Raw genomic sequence first — 14,713 nt, 5'->3', positions numbered from 1 at the left:
GCTTTTGGAGCGCTCGTTGCATGACACGTTCCGATCTTCCATCCGAGCCGAACTTCGCGCTCCACATCGACCAAGTTCGTGCGCGTGCGGATGCCGAACGCCTTTTTGAGCGTGTGGCTGCCGAACTAAGGAAAGTGCTCCCGGCTACTGCCGACATCCGGCATGTCGGTGCAACAGCCGTTTCCGGATGCTTGACGAAAGGCGATCTCGATATCGTGGTTCGGGTCGCGCCAGAGCACTTCGCGGTTGCCGAACGCGTCTTGGCGGAGGGGTTTGCGCGCAATACGGGCTCGAAGCGTACCGATACCTTCGCCGCGTTCGAGGATCCGCAAACCGAGCCGCACCTCGGTATCCAGCTTACAGTGGCGGGTGGGGAGGATGACTACTTTCACCTTTTCGTCGAAGCGCTCCAGCGCGATCCGGCGCTTGTCGCGCGCTACAACGCTCTGAAGCTTCAGCATGCCGGCGCGCCGATGGATGCCTATCGGGCAGCAAAAAGCGCTTTCATCGAGGAGATTCTTGTCCGTCTTTCTTCATAACGCTTGCGTTCAATGCGGCGGCGATGAGGGGCGCTACGGCGGGCGAATTGCCGATGGCGCCGGTATAGATGGCGTTGGCGCCGGTCTCCTCGATGGCATCTGGCACGTCCTCGCCGGCGTGCATGCCGTCTCCGAAAAAGAAGCCGGCGACGATGGTCGGAGCCTGGCTCGCGCGTAGGGCGTCGTCGAGAAACGGATCCTCCTCGAGGAATGCTGTTGTGACGCTCGCGAAACGGCGTGCAAGAGCGGCGCGGGCCGCGGCCTTGCGCGTCGCGTTTGCGGAAGCTGGGCCGAGCTTTGAGCCGTGACCGACGACAAGCAGGCGTGATTGCAGGGGTTCGAATCCCCTACGGGGCGCCATAGTCGCGGCTTCCTGAACGAGAACGTCGGGCAAGGCGGGGTCGAGGCCGAGTGGAGACAGCACCTCCGGCTCCGGTGCGACGCCCGCCGCGGCGACGCGCTCGCGCACCTTGCTGACGAAGTAGCCGTCGGCCATGAAGAGCGGATAGACGGCGATGTGCTGGGCGCCGGTTGCTGCGGCTTCGGCGACGCCCCGCTCGATCGTGGGCTCGCCCTTCAGCATTCCGATGGCGACATGGAGGCCCGTGAGCTCGCGTACAGCGTCGGCTTGTGCTCTGAGGGCCGCGTTGGGCGAGGCGCCGCCCCTATCTCCGTGGCTCACCAGCACGACGGCGAGGGCTGGGGCCTTGATGGTCATGGATCGGTTGCCTGCACGATGGCTGCCTCGAGCGCATGGCGGACCGCTGGAGCAAGGCCCAGACCTCCGGCTGCCTCCTGGCCGTGCTCCGACATCTTGGCCAGCGTCTTGGCGAGAATGGTGACGACCTTTTCGGGTGCGTGCTTGGCGGCAAAGTCCTCAGCGTAGTGCAGCAGGAAGACCAGCGCGGCCACATCCTCGAGGGCTTGTGTCTCCGCGTCACGGCGCAGGTTTTCCTTGCGCAGGAGCGAGCCGACCCGGGCGATGTCCTCCGGGTCATATCCGCAAGCGCCAAGGATCTCGCCTGCCCATTCGGCGTGCTTGCGGCCCAACTCCTTGCGCCAGCGCAAATAGCCCGGACGGTCCATGGGGTAGCTCGCGCGTGGCACCTGCCAGCGGCGGATATGTTGGGCGCGCACCGCAAGCCGTAGCGCTTCAGAGGCGTCGGGATAGACGCGATCCAGCATGGCGCTCATGCGCTGGCCATAGACAAGCTCGGCCGGCAATTCTTCACCCTCGACCACGACGCGGTTCGGGTCGGCACTGTTGGCGGCGTCGACGGCGGCTATGGCCGCGTGCAGTCTCTGGGTCGGGTTGCTCATGTGCAGCCTCAGAGCGGGCCTCGGAAGATGAAGTAGGCGCCGGCCACGATCAGCGTGAAGCCAACGGCATGGTTAAGCGTGAGCGGCTCCTTCATGACCAGTACCGAGAAGCCCGCGAACACAGTGAGGGTGATGACCTCCTGGATCGTCTTCAGCTCGGCGGTCGTGTAGACGCCGTGGCCGATGCGGTTGGCCGGCACCGCCAGGCAGTACTCGAAGAAGGCTATGCCCCAACTGGCCAGAATCGCAACCCAGATCGGGATTGCCTTGAATTTCAGGTGTCCGTACCAGGCGAAAGTCATGAAGACGTTGGAGGCGACGAGAAGCAGGATGGGAGAGGATGAGAGAGGTAGGCCGGTGCTTGGCAAGTGTGCCTCCGCGGATGCGATATCGGGCAGGTCAGAAAGGACCAACGGTATGGTCTGGCGACGGCGGGCAGGCGCAGTTCATCAACTTCATGAAGAACGTCGCGCTGGCGGGCGGACTGCTGCTGCTGTTTGCCAACGGTCCCGGCCGCTACGTTGTCCGGGACTAGGTGTTGGGTGAGGCCGATAGCGATTGCTCGCTATCGGCACGTTCTATGTAATCAGATTTTCAGCGTGCCGGCTTTGGCAGCGGTGTAACGCTCGCCGACGGCCTTCCAGTTGACGACGTTCCACCAGGCCTTCAGGTAATCGGGGCGCTTGTTCTGATACTTCAGGTAATAGGCGTGTTCCCAGACGTCGTTGCCGAACAGCACGCGCTTGCCTTCCATGATCGGCGTGTCCTGGTTGGGCTTCGAGACCAGCGCCAGCTTGCCGTCCTTGTCGACGGTGACGAACACCCAACCGGAGCCGAACACCTTGCCGCCCGCGGCGTTGAAATCGGTCTGCAGCTTCTCGAGCCCGCCGAGGTCGCTGTCGATGGCAGTCTTGAGGTCGCCCTCGGGTCCCTCGCCGCCGGGCGGGCCCATGACCTGCCAGAACATCGAGTGGTTGGCGTGGCCGCCGCCGTTGTTGCGTACGGCCGTGCGCACGCTCTCGGGCACCTCGTCGAGCTTGGCGATCAGATCCTCGAGCGGCAATTTGGCCAGCTCACCATGGTCGGCCAAGGCCTTGTTCAGGTTGGTCACATAAGCCTGGTGGTGCTTGCCGTGGTGAAGCCCCATGGTGGTGGCGTCGATGTGAGGCTCGAGGGCGTCCGGCTTGTAGGGAAGGTCGGGAAGCGCGAACGGGCCGGTCGGCGTGTCGGCCGCGAAGGCCTGGGCGAAGAAGCCGTGCCCCGAAACGGCAGTGACCAGGGTCGCGGCCCCGGCGGCAAGAAGGAAGCTGCGGCGATCGGGTGTATGCATCGGCGGTCTCCGTTTTGGGCTAAATATTTGTCGCGGCTGGGAAACGCTGTCACGCGATATATAGCGGGCCTGTAAGGCAACGCCAGATGCGGCGACAAGGTTCAGGCAGGGTAAAGATATGGGCGACCGGCTCGATAAGGTGCTGCTTGCGCGGGGGCTCGTGCCCTCCCGCTCGCGGGCGCGCGACCTTATCGTGCGCGGCGCGGTGCGTGTGGGCGGGGCTGTCGAGACAAAGCCGGGGGCGCTTGTGGCCGCGGATGCGCCGATCGCTCTCTCGGCGGCGAGCGACTATGTCTCGCGCGGGGCGCTGAAGCTCGAAGCGGCGCTCGACGCATTTGGGTTCAATCCGGAAGGCCGGGTGGCGCTCGATGTGGGTGCGTCGACAGGCGGCTTCACGGATGTGCTGCTCGATCGGGGTGCTGCGCATGTTTACGCGGTCGATGTCGGTAGAGGACAATTGCATCCGCGGCTTGGGACGGATGCGCGGGTCACGTCACTCGAAGGGCAGGATGTACGCGAGCTGACTGAGCAGCAGATACCGCAGCGGGTGTTTGCGATCGTTGCCGACGTGAGCTTCATTTCGCTGGAGAAGGCATTACCGGCGGCGCTTGCCTTTGCAGCGCCCGGCGCGTGGCTTGTGGCGCTGGTCAAGCCGCAGTTCGAGGCGGGCCGCGCGGCCGTCGGCAAGGGCGGTATCGTGCGCGAAGCCGCCGTGCGCGAGGCACAGGCTGAGAAGATCGCGGCGTGGATCGGCGGGCTTCCAGGATGGCAGGTCACAGGCGTCATTGCCTCGCCCGTGGCCGGCGGCTCGGGGAACCAGGAATTTCTGCTCGGAGCACGCTTCGATGGCTGAGGTGAATGAGGTGGTGATCGCGCGGCTTGGCGCGAAGGGTGACGGCGTCGCCGAGGGGGCAGGCGAAGCGATCTACGTGCCGTTTGCGCTGCCAGGCGAGCGCTGGCGCGTGGGCGGGGATGGCGCCGTCCGTATTGCCGACAGCGACGACCGCGCGGCGCCGGTGTGCCGCCATTTCCTACAGTGCGGCGGTTGCGTTGCGCAGCATATGTCGCCGGCGCTTTACCGTGAATGGAAACGCGGGCTCGTCGTGGAGGCGTTCCGCCATCGCGGGATCGTGGCGGATGTGGCGCCGCTCGTCGTGGTCGATGCGGCTTCGCGGCGGCGTGCCTTTCTCGGCGTTGAGCGGCGCGGGGATGCCGTCATCATCGGCTTCCGCGAAGAGGGGCAGCACACGCTGGTGGATCTCGCCGAATGCCCGGTGCTCGATCCGCTGATCGTCGCCGCTGTGCCAGGGCTGAGGTCGCTCGCGCGCCGCGTGATGGCGGATCGGGCCGGCGGACGGCTCGTCGTGACACGTCTCGATCGCGGTCTCGATGTAGCGTTCGACAACGGGCGGAAAGATCTCTCTCCGCATGACAAGGCTGAGATCGCGGCGCTGGCGCGGACGCTGGGGCTTGTTCGGCTTGTCGTTGCGGGTGAGTTGATCGTCGCGACAGGCCGTTCGGTCGTGACGCTTGGCGGTGCCGAAGTGGAGATCGAGCCGGGGCTGTTTCTGCAGGCCGTGCCGCAGGCGGAGCGGTTGCTGGCCGACATGTGCCTCGATGCGTTGCCGAAGCGGGCGAAGACCGTCGCCGACCTCTTCTCAGGCGTTGGCACGTTGGCGTTGCCGCTAGCGCGGCGTGCGGCCGTCACCGCCTTCGACAGCGACCGGCGGGCGATCGGCGCGCTCGCCAATGCCGTGCGGCATGCTCAAGGGCTGAAGCCGGTGACGGCTCAGGTGCGCGATCTCTTCCGGGATCCGCTTTCGGCGCGGGAGCTTGCGGCGTTCGACGCGGTGGTGCTCGACCCGCCGCGCGCAGGTGCGGTCCAGCAGGCCGAACGTCTCGCGAAATCGAAGGTGCCCGTCGTCATCGCCGTGTCGTGCAGTCCGGCGACGCTTGCGCGCGATACGCGCCTGCTGATCGATGGCGGTTACCGCATGGGGACGGTGACGCCAATCGACCAGTTTCTCTACTCGCCTCATATTGAGGCGGTTGCCGTGTTCCGCCGGTAGCCGCGCTTTGGCGGCAACCGACACACATTGTTCGGGGGGAGGGGCCGCTTGTGCGGCGCGGTGCCTCAGGCGGCCGAAGCCTTGGCCTTCGCGGTGCGGGCCTTGCCGGCGAGCTTCTTCAGGCGCTTGCGGGCGGCTGGCGTGTTGCCCTGGATGCGCGTGACCTTGGGGCGCGGGATGGCGCGGCGGGCCTTCTTCTTCTGGGTCTCGACTTTGCGATGATGGCGGGCGGTCATGGGAAAATCCTTTGAAATGCCGGGCGCTGCGCCCGCGTATCCGTTTCGTGACGCCTCGTCTAAGCGATCTTAGGCCGGGAGGCAAGCCGCCCGCCGCCGGCCGCTCCAGGCGCCGCTGGGCGGTTCCTGTGGGGGCGTCCGGGCGCCAGACCCGATTGTCACAGGGCTGCAACATGACGCGGCTAGTCCCGGCCGGACGCATAAGCATTTTCGGGGGCTGGATATGAGCGGCATGGCCGAGGCGCACGTACAAGACGAGGGCGGGCTGCCCGGGCGCCGAAACCATCGTCTCGCAGAAGCTGTGCATCGCTATGGCGCCGTGAGCCGTAAGGGGCTCGAGGAGCGCTTCTTTACCTGGGTGTTCTCCGGCCTCGTCTATCCGCAGATCTGGGAAGACCCTGTCGTCGACCTTGAGGCCATGGCGCTCAAGCCCGGCGAGCAGGTGCTGGCCATCGCGTCGGGCGGATGCAACATTCTCTCTTACATCACCGAGGCGGACGCCCGTGTCACGGCGATCGATCTCAATCCGGCGCATGTGGCGCTGAACAACCTCAAGCACACGGCTGTGGCGCACGTGCCGAACTACGAGACGTTCGCGCGCTTCTTCGTTGCGGCGGCTGATCGGGAAACCGGTCGCATCTACGACGAGGTGCTGAAGCCGCGTCTCGACCCTGCGACGCGCACCTATTGGGAAGGCCGTGACATGCTCGGCCGCCGGCGCATCAGTTACTTCCGGCGCGGCTTCTACCGGCAGGGGCTGCTTGGCGGCTTCATCACGCTGGGGCACGGCATCGCGCGGCTGCATGGTCGCAATCCGGCGAAGCTGCTCGCGGCGCGCACGCGGGATGAGCAGGAGCGTCTCTTCAACGACGAGCTGGCGCCGCTGTTCGAGATGCGTCACATGCGTTGGCTGATGAACAAGCCGGCTTCGCTGTTCGGGCTCGGTATTCCGCCATCGCAGTTTGATGCGCTCAAGGGAAGTGCGCCGCACATGGCCGACGTGCTCAAGGCTCGACTTGCGCGGCTCGCCTGCGGTTTCGATCTCAAGGACAATTATTTCGCGTGGCAGGCGTTCGGTCGCGGCTATGCGAAGGATGGGGCTGGTCCGCTGCCACCGTATCTCGCACGCGAGAAGTGGCAGACGCTCAAGGAGCGCATCGGCAACGTCGGCGTGGTGCACGCATCGTTCGGCGAGCATCTGGCGCAGCTCAGCGCGCCGACCTACGACGCGTATGTGCTGCTCGATGCGCAGGATTGGATGACGGACGCGCAGCTTACGGAGTTGTGGCGCGAGATCGTGCGCACGGCGAAGCCCGGCGCGCGCGTTATTTTCCGCACTGCGGGTGAAGAGACGATCCTGCCGGGGCGCGTGCCGCAGGCGATCCTAGCGCGTTTCCGCTACGATGCGGACGAGGGGCGTGCCTTTACGGCGCGCGACCGCTCTTCGATCTACGGCGGGTTCCATCTCTATACGTTCGAGGGCTGATGCGATGGCCGATGCCGCAGCCGAGATGGACGCGATCTATCGCGTGCAGCGGCATATCTACGACGCCTCGCGCAAATACTATCTGCTCGGCCGCGATGGGCTGATCGAGGGGCTGGATCCGCCGCCGGGCGGTACGGTTCTGGAGATCGGCTGCGGGACGGGGCGAAATCTGATCCTGGCCGCGCATCATCATCCATCGGCCCGCTTCTTCGGAATAGACGTGTCACCCGCCATGCTCGAGACGGCGGCGGCCTCCGTTGCGCGGGCGGGGCTCAGCCATTGCATCCGGTTGGCGCAGGCCGATGCTTCGCGTCTCGATGCGGATCGGCTGTTCGGCATCGCGCAGTTTGACCGCGTGTTTGTTTCCTACGCTTTGTCGATGATCCCGCCGTGGCGTGATGCGCTTGATTGCGCGTTCCGGGCCGTATCGCCTGGGGGAGCGCTGCACATTGTCGACTTCGGCGAGCAGGGGCAGTTGCCGTCGGCATTTCGCACCGGCTTGAGAGCGTGGCTCAGGAAATTCTCGGTGGAGCCGCGGGCTGAGCTCGAGGCCGAGCTTCGGCGGCTGGCCGAGCAGCATGGTGCCGTGTTGACGTTCTCGCGACCGTTCCGGGATTACGCCTGCTCGGCTGTGCTGAGGCGGGCGGCGTAGAAGGCCCGTGTCAGCCTACCAGTGCGCGGATGAAGATTGCGGGCAGCAGCATCGCTAGTGCCCAGATCGCTGCCGAGACCGCACTCCAGCCCAGGAACGGCAGCGTGGGGCGCTCCAGCGTGCCGAACTCGAGCGGTACGAGGCCGCGATTGAAGCCCTGGAACTTGCTGATAACCAGGCTCTTGGTGCCCTGGCTTGCGATGAAGGCCTGTGCGTCCGCATGCTGTTTCGGGGAAGCGGTGAACGGCCATTTCGCGCGCGTGTCCTCCTTGTGAAGGATGCCCTTGTAGTAGGCGTAGAAATCGCCCACGAACGCGCCGGTCGCGGCGGCGAAGAAGACAAGCGGGATGTTGCCGTTGCCAAGCACCATCAGCGTGCCGAGGCTGAGCACCAGGACCAATGTCGGCACGAAGAGAATCGGCCGCGGAATGCTGTTGGCGATGGCGAGTATGAGCAAGGCGGTCGCGACCGCATATTGATGCGCGGCCAGGAACGCGATCACCTCGTCCTTAAAGGTCACGAGGTAGAACGAGGGCCCGATAACGCCAATTGCCCAGATGAAGGCAGAGAAAACGTTGGCTATCTGAAACGGGACCTCGCGCATGTTGAACATGCCGGCCACGACGGGGATCACGGCCCGCACGGGACCGAAGAAATGGCCGAGAAAGACGCCCCACGCGCCGTAGTTCTCGAAGAACTCCTCGGCCTGCGTGATGAGATGAGGGCGCGTCGTGAATGGCCAGATCTTGTGGACGCTGTCCTTGAAGTAACGGCCGAGCCAGAACGACGCGGCGTAGCCAAGACTACCGCCGAAGCCGGCCCAAAGGATTGCGGGGATGAGAATACCCGCCTCGACGCCACTGGCCGCTAGCAGGGCGGCGATGCCGACCAGGATGGCGGTGCCCGGCACAAGCAGCGAGAGGAAACAGAAGCTTTCGGCGAAGGCCACGATGAACGCGACAGGGCCGGCCCAGCTTTCGTGCTCCCGGACGAAGGTCACGACCGCGTCGACCACAGACTCAATTGCCATAGGGGGATGTCTTCCTTTCAGGCGGCCGGAAGCTCGCGGCTTCGGCGTTGGGCGGAGCGGCGCCTGCCCTCACAGGCGGCAGCCAGTTTGACCAGCGTCAGCTTCTGGCGCAACGGCGATTGATCTCGGTCTGCAGCTCGCGGCCCACCTCGGCGGCCAGCATCGCGCTACGGGAGACCTGGGCCGGCGTCAGGCGCGAGCCGAGGCTGTTCAGGCTGGTGCGGGCCGTATCGGCCTCCAGCTTGCCGCGCTTCAGCTCGGCGCAGGTGAGCTCCTTCTTCTTGGTCTTGTAGGCGAAGAGGCGCACGCCGGAGGCGTAAGCTTCAGGCGTCGGAGATTCGTTGATCCAGCTCTTGGACCGGTCGTCCACCATGTTGCGCAGGGTGGCTTGGCGGCGGCTGATGCATTCCGGGCTGTCGTCGACGCAGCCGAGGCCAGCTCGCGCTCCGATCTCCGGGCTGCTCATTGCGCATGCGCCCAAGCATGCCCCAAGGGCGAGCAAGCCCGCGACCAGGGCCAGGTTCGCCGCGCTTGCGGCGGCGTGGCGCACGCTCATCTTTCGGCCTCTTGTTATCCCTGGTGGGAGCCAATAGAAGCCCGCCGTGGCGGGGTCAAGGCGTCGTCATGGACGTTCGGTGCTCCGAACGCGTTCGGGCTACGTAAGGACCTACGATATCCGATTGCTATCATGGAGTTGCCCGAAATGGTGCATGGTGTGCTCATTCATGACGTCGGTAGTCCCGAGGTGCTCGTCTGGGGAGAAATCGCGGTCGGGACGCCGGGGCCTGGCGAAGTGCGAATCAAACAGCGCGCCGTCGGTCTCAACTTCATCGACGTCTATCATCGCACCGGGCTCTATCCGCTGGCGTCGCTGCCGGCCGTGATTGGCATGGAAGGCGCAGGCGATGTCGTCGAGCTCGGGCCGGGCGTGACCTCGCTGACGGTTGGCGATCGCGTGGCGTACGCGGGCGTGCTGGGCGCCTATGCCGAGGAGCGCATCATTGCCGCCGACCGGCTGGTCAAGCTGCCGGCTGGCATTTCTTACGAGACGGCGGCGGCCATGATGCTGCAGGGCATGACTGTCCGGTATCTGCTCCGCGAGACCTACAACGTCGGGCCGGACACTGTGCTGCTATTCCATGCTGCGGCGGGCGGCGTTGGGCTGATCGCGTGCCAGTGGGCGCGCGCGCTCGGGGCCACGCTGATCGGAACCGTCAGTACGGATGAGAAGGCGGAGCTTGCACGGGCACACGGCGCGGCTCATGTGATCGTGACGTCGCGCGAGGATTTCGTTGCGCGTGTGCACGAGATCACGGGTGGCAAGGGGTGCGATGTAGTTTACGACAGTGTCGGCAAGGACACCTATCGCGGCTCGCTCGACTGCCTCAGGCCGCGGGGTCTGTTTGTGAGCTTCGGAAATGCGTCGGGCCCCGTGCCGCCGTTCGATCTGTCATTGCTCAAGGGATCGCTGTTCGCGACGCGGCCGTCGGTCATGGCCTATACGGCGACGCCTGCCGAGCTTGCGGCTAATGCCGCCGATCTCTTCCAGATGGTCGAAAGCGGTGGCGTCAAGATCGCCGTCAATCAGACCTTTCCCTTGAAGGATGCCGCGGCGGCGCACGCCGCGCTCGAAGGCCGGCGCACGACCGGCTCGACGGTGCTCACGATCTAGGGATTGCAAACGTCAAAGGACACGCCATGGCGCAACGGACGATTGATCTCTACTTCTGGCCGACGCCCAACGGGCACAAGATCCGCATCATGCTGGAAGAGTGTGGGCTGTCCTACCGGATCAAGCCGGTCGACATCGGCAAGGGCGACCAGTTCAAGCCGCGCTTCCTCAAGATCTCGCCCAACAACAAGATGCCGGCGATCGTCGATCCGGATGGGCCCGGCGGCGAGCCGATCTCGATCTTCGAGAGCGGAGCGATCCTGCAGTACCTTGGCCGCAAGACGGGCAAATTCTATCCCAAGGACGAGCGGGCGCGGGTTGCGGTCGACGAGTGGCTGTTCTGGCAAGTCGGTGGGCTCGGGCCGATGGCGGGGCAGGCACATCATTTCCGCCTCTACGCACCAAAGAAGGTGCCCTACGGCATCGAGCGCTACACGAACGAGACGACGCGGCTCTACGGCGTGCTCGACAAGCGGCTCAAGGGCCGCAGCTACGTTGCGGGCGAGTATTCGATCGCGGACATCGCCGCCTACCCGTGGGTGCTTCCGTGGCAGCGCCAGGGGCAGGACTTAGACGACTTTCCGCGCGTCAAGGATTGGCTGGCGCGCATCTCGGAGCGACACGCCGTTCAGCGTGGCATGTCGACGGCGCTGACGTGATGGCCGGACCCGGCGCCCGCAACCTTTGCCTATGGTTAGCGCGGGGTTTCCAAAATCCTTAAGCTTGGATTTCCCCGTGCGCGGAAGTCGGCCGTTTGGGTCGAAACGAGGCGCCGGGCAATGGCTCGTTGGCGATCTACCTGTTCCCTCGTTTACTGCTTCTCATTACGACCGCCCCTATCGTTTGCCTCCAGAGACCCCGTGTTTCCGGCCTTTCTGGCTGAGGAGCGGGGCTCAAGGTTCCACCTAAGGAAGGCCCAGAGGTGAACAGGGATGGCACGATTTGATTTTTCTGCCGCGGACGTCGTGGACGTCGCGGCGCAAGGAGGCGGGGCGGATGCGCTCTTCCAGCTCGGCCTCATGTACTGCGCGGGACGCGATGTCGAGATCGACCTCGTCGAGGCGCACAAGTGGTTCAATCTGGCGGCTTTGCGCGGCAACGACGACGCGAAGACCTACCGGCTCGAGATCTCGCGAGAGATGACCAAAAAAGAAATCGCGGCCGCTCAGAAGAGCGCCCGCGAGTGGTTGCGTTGCCATTGATGTTAGGCCGAAGCCTACGCTGCGTCGCCGGTCTCGAGACGGGCGGCGTTCTGCACCGCCTTCTGCACCTTCTCGAAGGCGCGTACTTCGATCTGGCGAATACGCTCGCGTGAGACGCCGAACTCGGCGGAGAGTTCCTCAAGCGTAATCGGATCGTCCGCCAGCCGGCGGGCTTCGAAGATCCGACGCTCGCGATCGTTCAGGCTCGCCAGCGCATCGCTCAGATAGGACTTGCGGCGGCCCATTTCCTGGGACTCGACAAGCCGCTCCTCCTGGTCGGGGGCGTCGTCCACCAGCCAATCCTGCCATTCGCCCGACTCAGAGTCGGCGCGTACGGGGGCGTTCAGCGATGCGTCGCCGCCGAGGCGACGGTTCATCGAAATGACGTCCTCCTCGGTCACGCCGAACCGCTTGGCGATCGTCTTGACGTGCTCGGGCTTGAGGTCGCCGTCCTCCAGTGCCTGCAGCTGGCTTTTAGCCCGGCGCAGGTTGAAGAACAGCTTCTTCTGGGCGGCGGTGGTGCCCATCTTCACGAGGCTCCACGAGCGCAGGATGTACTCCTGGATCGAGGCGCGGATCCACCACATGGCGTAGGTGGCGAGGCGGAAGCCGCGGTCGGGCTCAAAGCGCTTCACCGCCTGCATCAGGCCGACGTTGCCTTCGGAAATGACCTCGCCGATCGGCAGGCCGTAGCCACGGTAGCCCATTGCAATGCGCGCTACGAGCCGCAGGTGCGACGTGATGAGCTGCTGTGCGGAATCGGTATCGCCGTGCTCGCGCCATGCCTTCGCAAGCATGTATTCCTGGTTCGGCTCCAGCATGGGAAACCGGCGAATTTCTTCAAGGTACCGCGCGAGACCGCCAGAACCGGCGGCGATGGTCGGAAGAGATGTCTTCGCTGCTGCCATATTTTCTGTACGCTCTGGACGGGTTGACCCGCCAGTTCACGCTCCCCATCTATCCATCAGACGGCGTTCCGTCTTCCGGAGTGTCCGCGCCGGTGCCGGATGGCACCAACGCTTGCGCTACTTTTGGGCGATCCACCCTGGGTTTTGCCCCAGGTAGATCGTCCGCTTCGGCGTTATCTATTACGTGGTACACCAACGCTTGGATCGCTGGCGGGTTTCGATACTCGAACGCGTTAACGTAATCTTACGATCGAATCCGTCGCTGCCGCTAATTACCGTTTGGAAACGTTGGGGTTTGCCTTGGATTTGCGCTCGCGGCGGGGGGCCGAATTGGCGGGATTCAGGGCCTCGTAAAGCGCCTCCATGTCCGGCGGTCGCGGACTTGTGAAATGCAACGCGCGGCCCGTGATCGGGTGCTCGAAGCCCAATTCCACGGCGTGAAGGGCCTGACGGCCTAGATTTTCCAAGGCTTTTGCCGCTTTTTCCGGCAGGCGACGGGCGCTGGATTTGAAACCTGCGCCGTAAATCGGATCGCCCATTACCGGATGACCGATATGCGCCAAGTGTACGCGTATTTGATGCGTGCGCCCTGTCTCCAGCGCGAGCCTCAGCCGTGACGCCAGAGGCTTCCCGTCCGGCCCTGAAAATGTCTCCGCGACTTCAAAGTGCGTGACGGCGCGGCGTCCTTGATCACCGCGTACCACAGCCATGCGAGTACGGTTGGTTTGGCTGCGGCCGAGATCGGCATCGATGGCGCCGCTGCGACGTGCCGGTACGCCCCATACGAGCGCCTCGTACGTGCGCACGAGCCGGCCGTCGGCGCCGTGGGAAGCGAACTGCTCGGCGAGGCCCTGGTGGGCGGCGTCCGACTTGGCGACGACGAGCAGGCCCGAGGTGTCCTTGTCGAGACGGTGCACGATGCCGGGACGTTTGACGCCGCCGATGCCCGACAGCTCGTCGCCGCAGTGGGCGATCAGCGCGTTCACGAGCGTTCCTTGCGCGTGCCCGGCCGCGGGATGCACGACAAGTCCTGCGGGCTTGTCGATGACGATGAGATGCTTGTCCTCGTAGACGACGGTGAGCGGCAGGGCTTCGCCGGCCGGCTCGGCAGGTTGCGGCGGCGGGATGGTGATGCGGATGCGCTGATCGGCCGTCACCTTGCTGCCGGCGTCCGCCAGCGGCCCGGCTGGGCCCTGCACTTGGCCCTGTCGGATCAGCACTTGGATACGCGCCCGGCTCAAGCCGCGGAGATTGGCGGTGAGGAAGCGGTCCAGACGCTGGCCGGCGTCCGGCGGGGAAACCGTCAGCTCGTGCGTCCCGGTCAGCGGCTCGTCCGGCTGCTCGTCGATATCGAGCGGATCGTTGTCGTCGTCGTTCGTCATTGCAGGCTCTGCCAGGCATGGTCGGCGTCACGCAGCTCCGGGCTTGCGCGCATCTGTCTTAATGACTGCAAACCTGATAGAGCAGGCTCCGGCTCCAGGTGCGCTTGAGCCAAGCGCCGTTTCGCAGCAGAGAGGACCTGCATGACATCGCCCCACGATTCCGCGCGCGAGAGCCCGGAGGGCGCGGCCCGCAAGCTCAAGGAGCGCGTGCTGGTGTTCATCGTGGTGTTTCTCGGGCTGCTCATCGTGGCCGGAATCGTCGCTGTCGTGCTTCGCATCATCTATCTCTCGACGACCGGTCCGGTGCAACGGGCGGCGTCAGATACGGCATCTGCAGTCGAGGCGGTGGCCGCGGACCGTATCGCGCTGCCGGCGGGGGCCGTCGTGAAGTCGGTTTCGGCGAGTGGTGACCGCCTCGCCGTTCATTATGAGGGGCCGGCTGGCGCAGGAATCGCGGTGATCGATCTCGCCAGCGGCGCCATCGTGCGCAAGCTCGAGATTGTGCCCGAGACGGCGCAACCCTGACGCGACCGTTTCGCCGCAGGCTTCCCTGTTCGTCCAAGAAAGAACGGACTTGATCGGTGGCGCGGCCTCTCCTATAGGTGGCGTCCTTCAGAGAGAGCCCCGTTCGTCTAGTGGCCTAGGACACCAGCCTCTCACGTTGGTAACAGGGGTTCGAGTCCCCTACGGGGCGCCAAATGCCGCAATTCGCGTTGATTTCATTGGGTAAATCCGGATTTTCCCCAAACCTCGACTGAAGGTTTGGGAATTTGCTGCGCGCTGGGCTCTCGGTAAGCCTGTCGATCGCAGCGCGTGCGAGCTTCTTTTGCTCCGCAGCGCGCGTCCTGGCCTTGGTCTTTTTCTGGACGACCCAGATGCTTTCGCTC

19 protein-coding genes and 1 tRNA gene are annotated in these 14,713 nt (G+C 64.9%); 11 read left to right on the top strand and 9 right to left on the bottom strand.

What is annotated here, in order from left to right; translation table 11 throughout:
* Window positions 1-20: 20 nt before the first annotated feature.
* A complete protein-coding gene (locus tag CS1GBM3_RS08910; RefSeq protein ID WP_072394683.1) occupies window positions 21-539 on the top strand; it encodes a GrpB family protein in 519 nt (172 codons plus the stop codon).
* Here CS1GBM3_RS08910 and CS1GBM3_RS08905 read toward each other — a convergent pair.
* The 3 genes from CS1GBM3_RS08905 to CS1GBM3_RS08895 are packed head-to-tail and all read right to left on the bottom strand — an operon-like array spanning window position 505 to window position 2,227.
* Entirely contained in the window at window positions 505-1,257 is a 753-nt protein-coding gene (locus CS1GBM3_RS08905; RefSeq protein ID WP_072394680.1) for a sirohydrochlorin chelatase, read from the bottom strand. The two genes, CS1GBM3_RS08910 and CS1GBM3_RS08905, sit on opposite strands and share 35 nt — an antisense overlap.
* Entirely contained in the window at window positions 1,254-1,859 is a 606-nt protein-coding gene (locus tag CS1GBM3_RS08900; protein ID WP_072394677.1) for a DUF4202 domain-containing protein, read from the bottom strand. The genes CS1GBM3_RS08905 and CS1GBM3_RS08900 overlap by 4 nt, the downstream gene beginning before the upstream one ends.
* 8 nt (window positions 1,860-1,867) lie before the next feature.
* Window positions 1,868-2,227, bottom strand: coding sequence for a DMT family protein (locus CS1GBM3_RS08895; protein WP_072394673.1), 360 nt, complete (start codon window positions 2,225-2,227; stop codon window positions 1,868-1,870).
* A gap of 14 nt (window positions 2,228-2,241) precedes the next feature.
* Here CS1GBM3_RS08895 and CS1GBM3_RS20100 point away from each other — a divergent pair, with 14 nt between their 5' ends.
* Complete coding sequence (locus CS1GBM3_RS20100; RefSeq protein WP_244534601.1) at window positions 2,242-2,394, top strand: hypothetical protein; 153 nt, start codon at window positions 2,242-2,244, stop codon at window positions 2,392-2,394.
* Between the two features lie 51 nt (window positions 2,395-2,445).
* Here CS1GBM3_RS20100 and CS1GBM3_RS08890 read toward each other — a convergent pair whose 3' ends face one another.
* The gene (locus CS1GBM3_RS08890) at window positions 2,446-3,189 is read right to left on the bottom strand and encodes a superoxide dismutase (protein ID WP_072394670.1); all 744 of its coding nucleotides are present in this window, start codon (window positions 3,187-3,189) and stop codon (window positions 2,446-2,448) included.
* Window positions 3,190-3,307: 118 nt separating this feature from the next.
* On the opposite strand from CS1GBM3_RS08890, the gene CS1GBM3_RS08885 reads away from it, so the two are divergent.
* Complete coding sequence (locus tag CS1GBM3_RS08885) at window positions 3,308-4,042, top strand: TlyA family RNA methyltransferase (RefSeq protein ID WP_072394667.1); 735 nt, start codon at window positions 3,308-3,310, stop codon at window positions 4,040-4,042.
* Window positions 4,035-5,258: a class I SAM-dependent RNA methyltransferase gene (locus CS1GBM3_RS08880; protein WP_072394664.1), complete on the top strand. Its 1,224-nt coding sequence runs from the start codon at window positions 4,035-4,037 to the stop codon at window positions 5,256-5,258. The genes CS1GBM3_RS08885 and CS1GBM3_RS08880 overlap by 8 nt, the downstream gene beginning before the upstream one ends.
* Window positions 5,259-5,323: 65 nt before the next feature.
* On the opposite strand, the gene CS1GBM3_RS19785 is transcribed toward CS1GBM3_RS08880, so the two are convergent.
* Window positions 5,324-5,494: a hypothetical protein gene (locus CS1GBM3_RS19785; protein WP_171946468.1), complete on the bottom strand. Its 171-nt coding sequence runs from the start codon at window positions 5,492-5,494 to the stop codon at window positions 5,324-5,326.
* A gap of 232 nt (window positions 5,495-5,726) precedes the next feature.
* Between CS1GBM3_RS19785 and CS1GBM3_RS08875 the strand changes: the two genes are divergently transcribed.
* Both CS1GBM3_RS08875 and CS1GBM3_RS08870 read left to right on the top strand, forming a co-directional pair.
* Window positions 5,727-6,980, top strand: coding sequence for a BtaA family protein (locus tag CS1GBM3_RS08875; protein ID WP_072394661.1), 1,254 nt, complete (start codon window positions 5,727-5,729; stop codon window positions 6,978-6,980).
* 4 nt (window positions 6,981-6,984) lie between these two features.
* Window positions 6,985-7,632 (top strand): class I SAM-dependent methyltransferase, encoded by a 648-nt coding sequence (locus CS1GBM3_RS08870; protein WP_072394658.1) that lies wholly within the window; start codon window positions 6,985-6,987, stop codon window positions 7,630-7,632.
* Window positions 7,633-7,642: 10 nt separating this feature from the next.
* On the opposite strand, the gene CS1GBM3_RS08865 is transcribed toward CS1GBM3_RS08870, so the two are convergent.
* Window positions 7,643-8,662 carry a DedA family protein gene (locus CS1GBM3_RS08865; protein ID WP_072394655.1) on the bottom strand — a complete coding sequence of 340 codons (1,020 nt, stop codon included), beginning with the start codon at window positions 8,660-8,662 and terminating at the stop codon, window positions 7,643-7,645.
* Window positions 8,663-8,759: 97 nt separating this feature from the next.
* The gene (locus tag CS1GBM3_RS08860; RefSeq protein ID WP_072394652.1) at window positions 8,760-9,218 is read right to left on the bottom strand and encodes a hypothetical protein; all 459 of its coding nucleotides are present in this window, start codon (window positions 9,216-9,218) and stop codon (window positions 8,760-8,762) included.
* Between the two features lie 147 nt (window positions 9,219-9,365).
* Here CS1GBM3_RS08860 and CS1GBM3_RS08855 point away from each other — a divergent pair, with 147 nt between their 5' ends.
* The 3 genes from CS1GBM3_RS08855 to CS1GBM3_RS08845 all read left to right on the top strand — a co-directional run bounded on the left by CS1GBM3_RS08855 (window position 9,366) and on the right by CS1GBM3_RS08845 (window position 11,536).
* The gene (locus tag CS1GBM3_RS08855) at window positions 9,366-10,334 is read left to right on the top strand and encodes a quinone oxidoreductase family protein (RefSeq protein WP_072397353.1); all 969 of its coding nucleotides are present in this window, start codon (window positions 9,366-9,368) and stop codon (window positions 10,332-10,334) included.
* A gap of 26 nt (window positions 10,335-10,360) precedes the next feature.
* Window positions 10,361-10,993: a glutathione S-transferase N-terminal domain-containing protein gene (locus tag CS1GBM3_RS08850; protein ID WP_072394649.1), complete on the top strand. Its 633-nt coding sequence runs from the start codon at window positions 10,361-10,363 to the stop codon at window positions 10,991-10,993.
* 273 nt (window positions 10,994-11,266) lie between these two features.
* Window positions 11,267-11,536 carry an SEL1-like repeat protein gene (locus CS1GBM3_RS08845; RefSeq protein WP_072394646.1) on the top strand — a complete coding sequence of 90 codons (270 nt, stop codon included), beginning with the start codon at window positions 11,267-11,269 and terminating at the stop codon, window positions 11,534-11,536.
* 14 nt (window positions 11,537-11,550) lie between these two features.
* On the opposite strand, the gene rpoH is transcribed toward CS1GBM3_RS08845, so the two are convergent.
* Window positions 11,551-12,444, bottom strand: a complete 894-nt coding sequence (gene rpoH, locus CS1GBM3_RS08840) for an RNA polymerase sigma factor RpoH (protein WP_072394643.1) — start codon at window positions 12,442-12,444, stop codon at window positions 11,551-11,553.
* Between the two features lie 272 nt (window positions 12,445-12,716).
* The gene (locus CS1GBM3_RS08835) at window positions 12,717-13,826 is read right to left on the bottom strand and encodes an RluA family pseudouridine synthase (RefSeq protein WP_072394640.1); all 1,110 of its coding nucleotides are present in this window, start codon (window positions 13,824-13,826) and stop codon (window positions 12,717-12,719) included.
* 141 nt (window positions 13,827-13,967) lie between these two features.
* Between CS1GBM3_RS08835 and CS1GBM3_RS08830 the strand changes: the two genes are divergently transcribed.
* Window positions 13,968-14,351, top strand: coding sequence for a hypothetical protein (locus CS1GBM3_RS08830; protein ID WP_072394637.1), 384 nt, complete (start codon window positions 13,968-13,970; stop codon window positions 14,349-14,351).
* Between the two features lie 96 nt (window positions 14,352-14,447).
* Window positions 14,448-14,523, top strand: a tRNA-Glu gene (locus CS1GBM3_RS08825).
* The last annotated feature ends 190 nt before the right edge of the window (window positions 14,524-14,713 follow it).

The sequence above is a fragment of the Hyphomicrobium sp. CS1GBMeth3 genome (assembly GCF_900117455.1).
Taxonomy (GTDB): domain Bacteria; phylum Pseudomonadota; class Alphaproteobacteria; order Rhizobiales; family Hyphomicrobiaceae; genus Hyphomicrobium_C.
The sequence above is the reverse complement of the archived record's forward strand: the minus strand, read 5'-3'. Positions and strand labels throughout refer to the sequence as shown.

Excerpts from the sequence above, each read along its gene's own strand:
- CS1GBM3_RS08910 (WP_072394683.1), top strand. The coding sequence starts at position 21 with ATGACACGTTCCGATCTTCCATCCGAGCCGAACTTCGCGCTCCACATC.
- CS1GBM3_RS08905 (WP_072394680.1), bottom strand. The coding sequence starts at position 1,257 with ATGACCATCAAGGCCCCAGCCCTCGCCGTCGTGCTGGTGAGCCACGGA.
- CS1GBM3_RS08900 (WP_072394677.1), bottom strand. The coding sequence starts at position 1,859 with ATGAGCAACCCGACCCAGAGACTGCACGCGGCCATAGCCGCCGTCGAC.
- CS1GBM3_RS20100 (WP_244534601.1), top strand. The coding sequence starts at position 2,242 with ATGCGATATCGGGCAGGTCAGAAAGGACCAACGGTATGGTCTGGCGAC.
- CS1GBM3_RS08890 (WP_072394670.1), bottom strand. The coding sequence starts at position 3,189 with ATGCATACACCCGATCGCCGCAGCTTCCTTCTTGCCGCCGGGGCCGCG.
- CS1GBM3_RS08885 (WP_072394667.1), top strand. The coding sequence starts at position 3,308 with ATGGGCGACCGGCTCGATAAGGTGCTGCTTGCGCGGGGGCTCGTGCCC.
- CS1GBM3_RS08880 (WP_072394664.1), top strand. The coding sequence starts at position 4,035 with ATGGCTGAGGTGAATGAGGTGGTGATCGCGCGGCTTGGCGCGAAGGGT.
- CS1GBM3_RS19785 (WP_171946468.1), bottom strand. The coding sequence starts at position 5,494 with ATGACCGCCCGCCATCATCGCAAAGTCGAGACCCAGAAGAAGAAGGCC.
- CS1GBM3_RS08875 (WP_072394661.1), top strand. The coding sequence starts at position 5,727 with ATGGCCGAGGCGCACGTACAAGACGAGGGCGGGCTGCCCGGGCGCCGA.
- CS1GBM3_RS08870 (WP_072394658.1), top strand. The coding sequence starts at position 6,985 with ATGGCCGATGCCGCAGCCGAGATGGACGCGATCTATCGCGTGCAGCGG.
- CS1GBM3_RS08865 (WP_072394655.1), bottom strand. The coding sequence starts at position 8,662 with ATGGCAATTGAGTCTGTGGTCGACGCGGTCGTGACCTTCGTCCGGGAG.
- CS1GBM3_RS08860 (WP_072394652.1), bottom strand. The coding sequence starts at position 9,218 with ATGAGCGTGCGCCACGCCGCCGCAAGCGCGGCGAACCTGGCCCTGGTC.
- CS1GBM3_RS08855 (WP_072397353.1), top strand. The coding sequence starts at position 9,366 with ATGGTGCATGGTGTGCTCATTCATGACGTCGGTAGTCCCGAGGTGCTC.
- CS1GBM3_RS08850 (WP_072394649.1), top strand. The coding sequence starts at position 10,361 with ATGGCGCAACGGACGATTGATCTCTACTTCTGGCCGACGCCCAACGGG.
- CS1GBM3_RS08845 (WP_072394646.1), top strand. The coding sequence starts at position 11,267 with ATGGCACGATTTGATTTTTCTGCCGCGGACGTCGTGGACGTCGCGGCG.
- rpoH (WP_072394643.1), bottom strand. The coding sequence starts at position 12,444 with ATGGCAGCAGCGAAGACATCTCTTCCGACCATCGCCGCCGGTTCTGGC.
- CS1GBM3_RS08835 (WP_072394640.1), bottom strand. The coding sequence starts at position 13,826 with ATGACGAACGACGACGACAACGATCCGCTCGATATCGACGAGCAGCCG.
- CS1GBM3_RS08830 (WP_072394637.1), top strand. The coding sequence starts at position 13,968 with ATGACATCGCCCCACGATTCCGCGCGCGAGAGCCCGGAGGGCGCGGCC.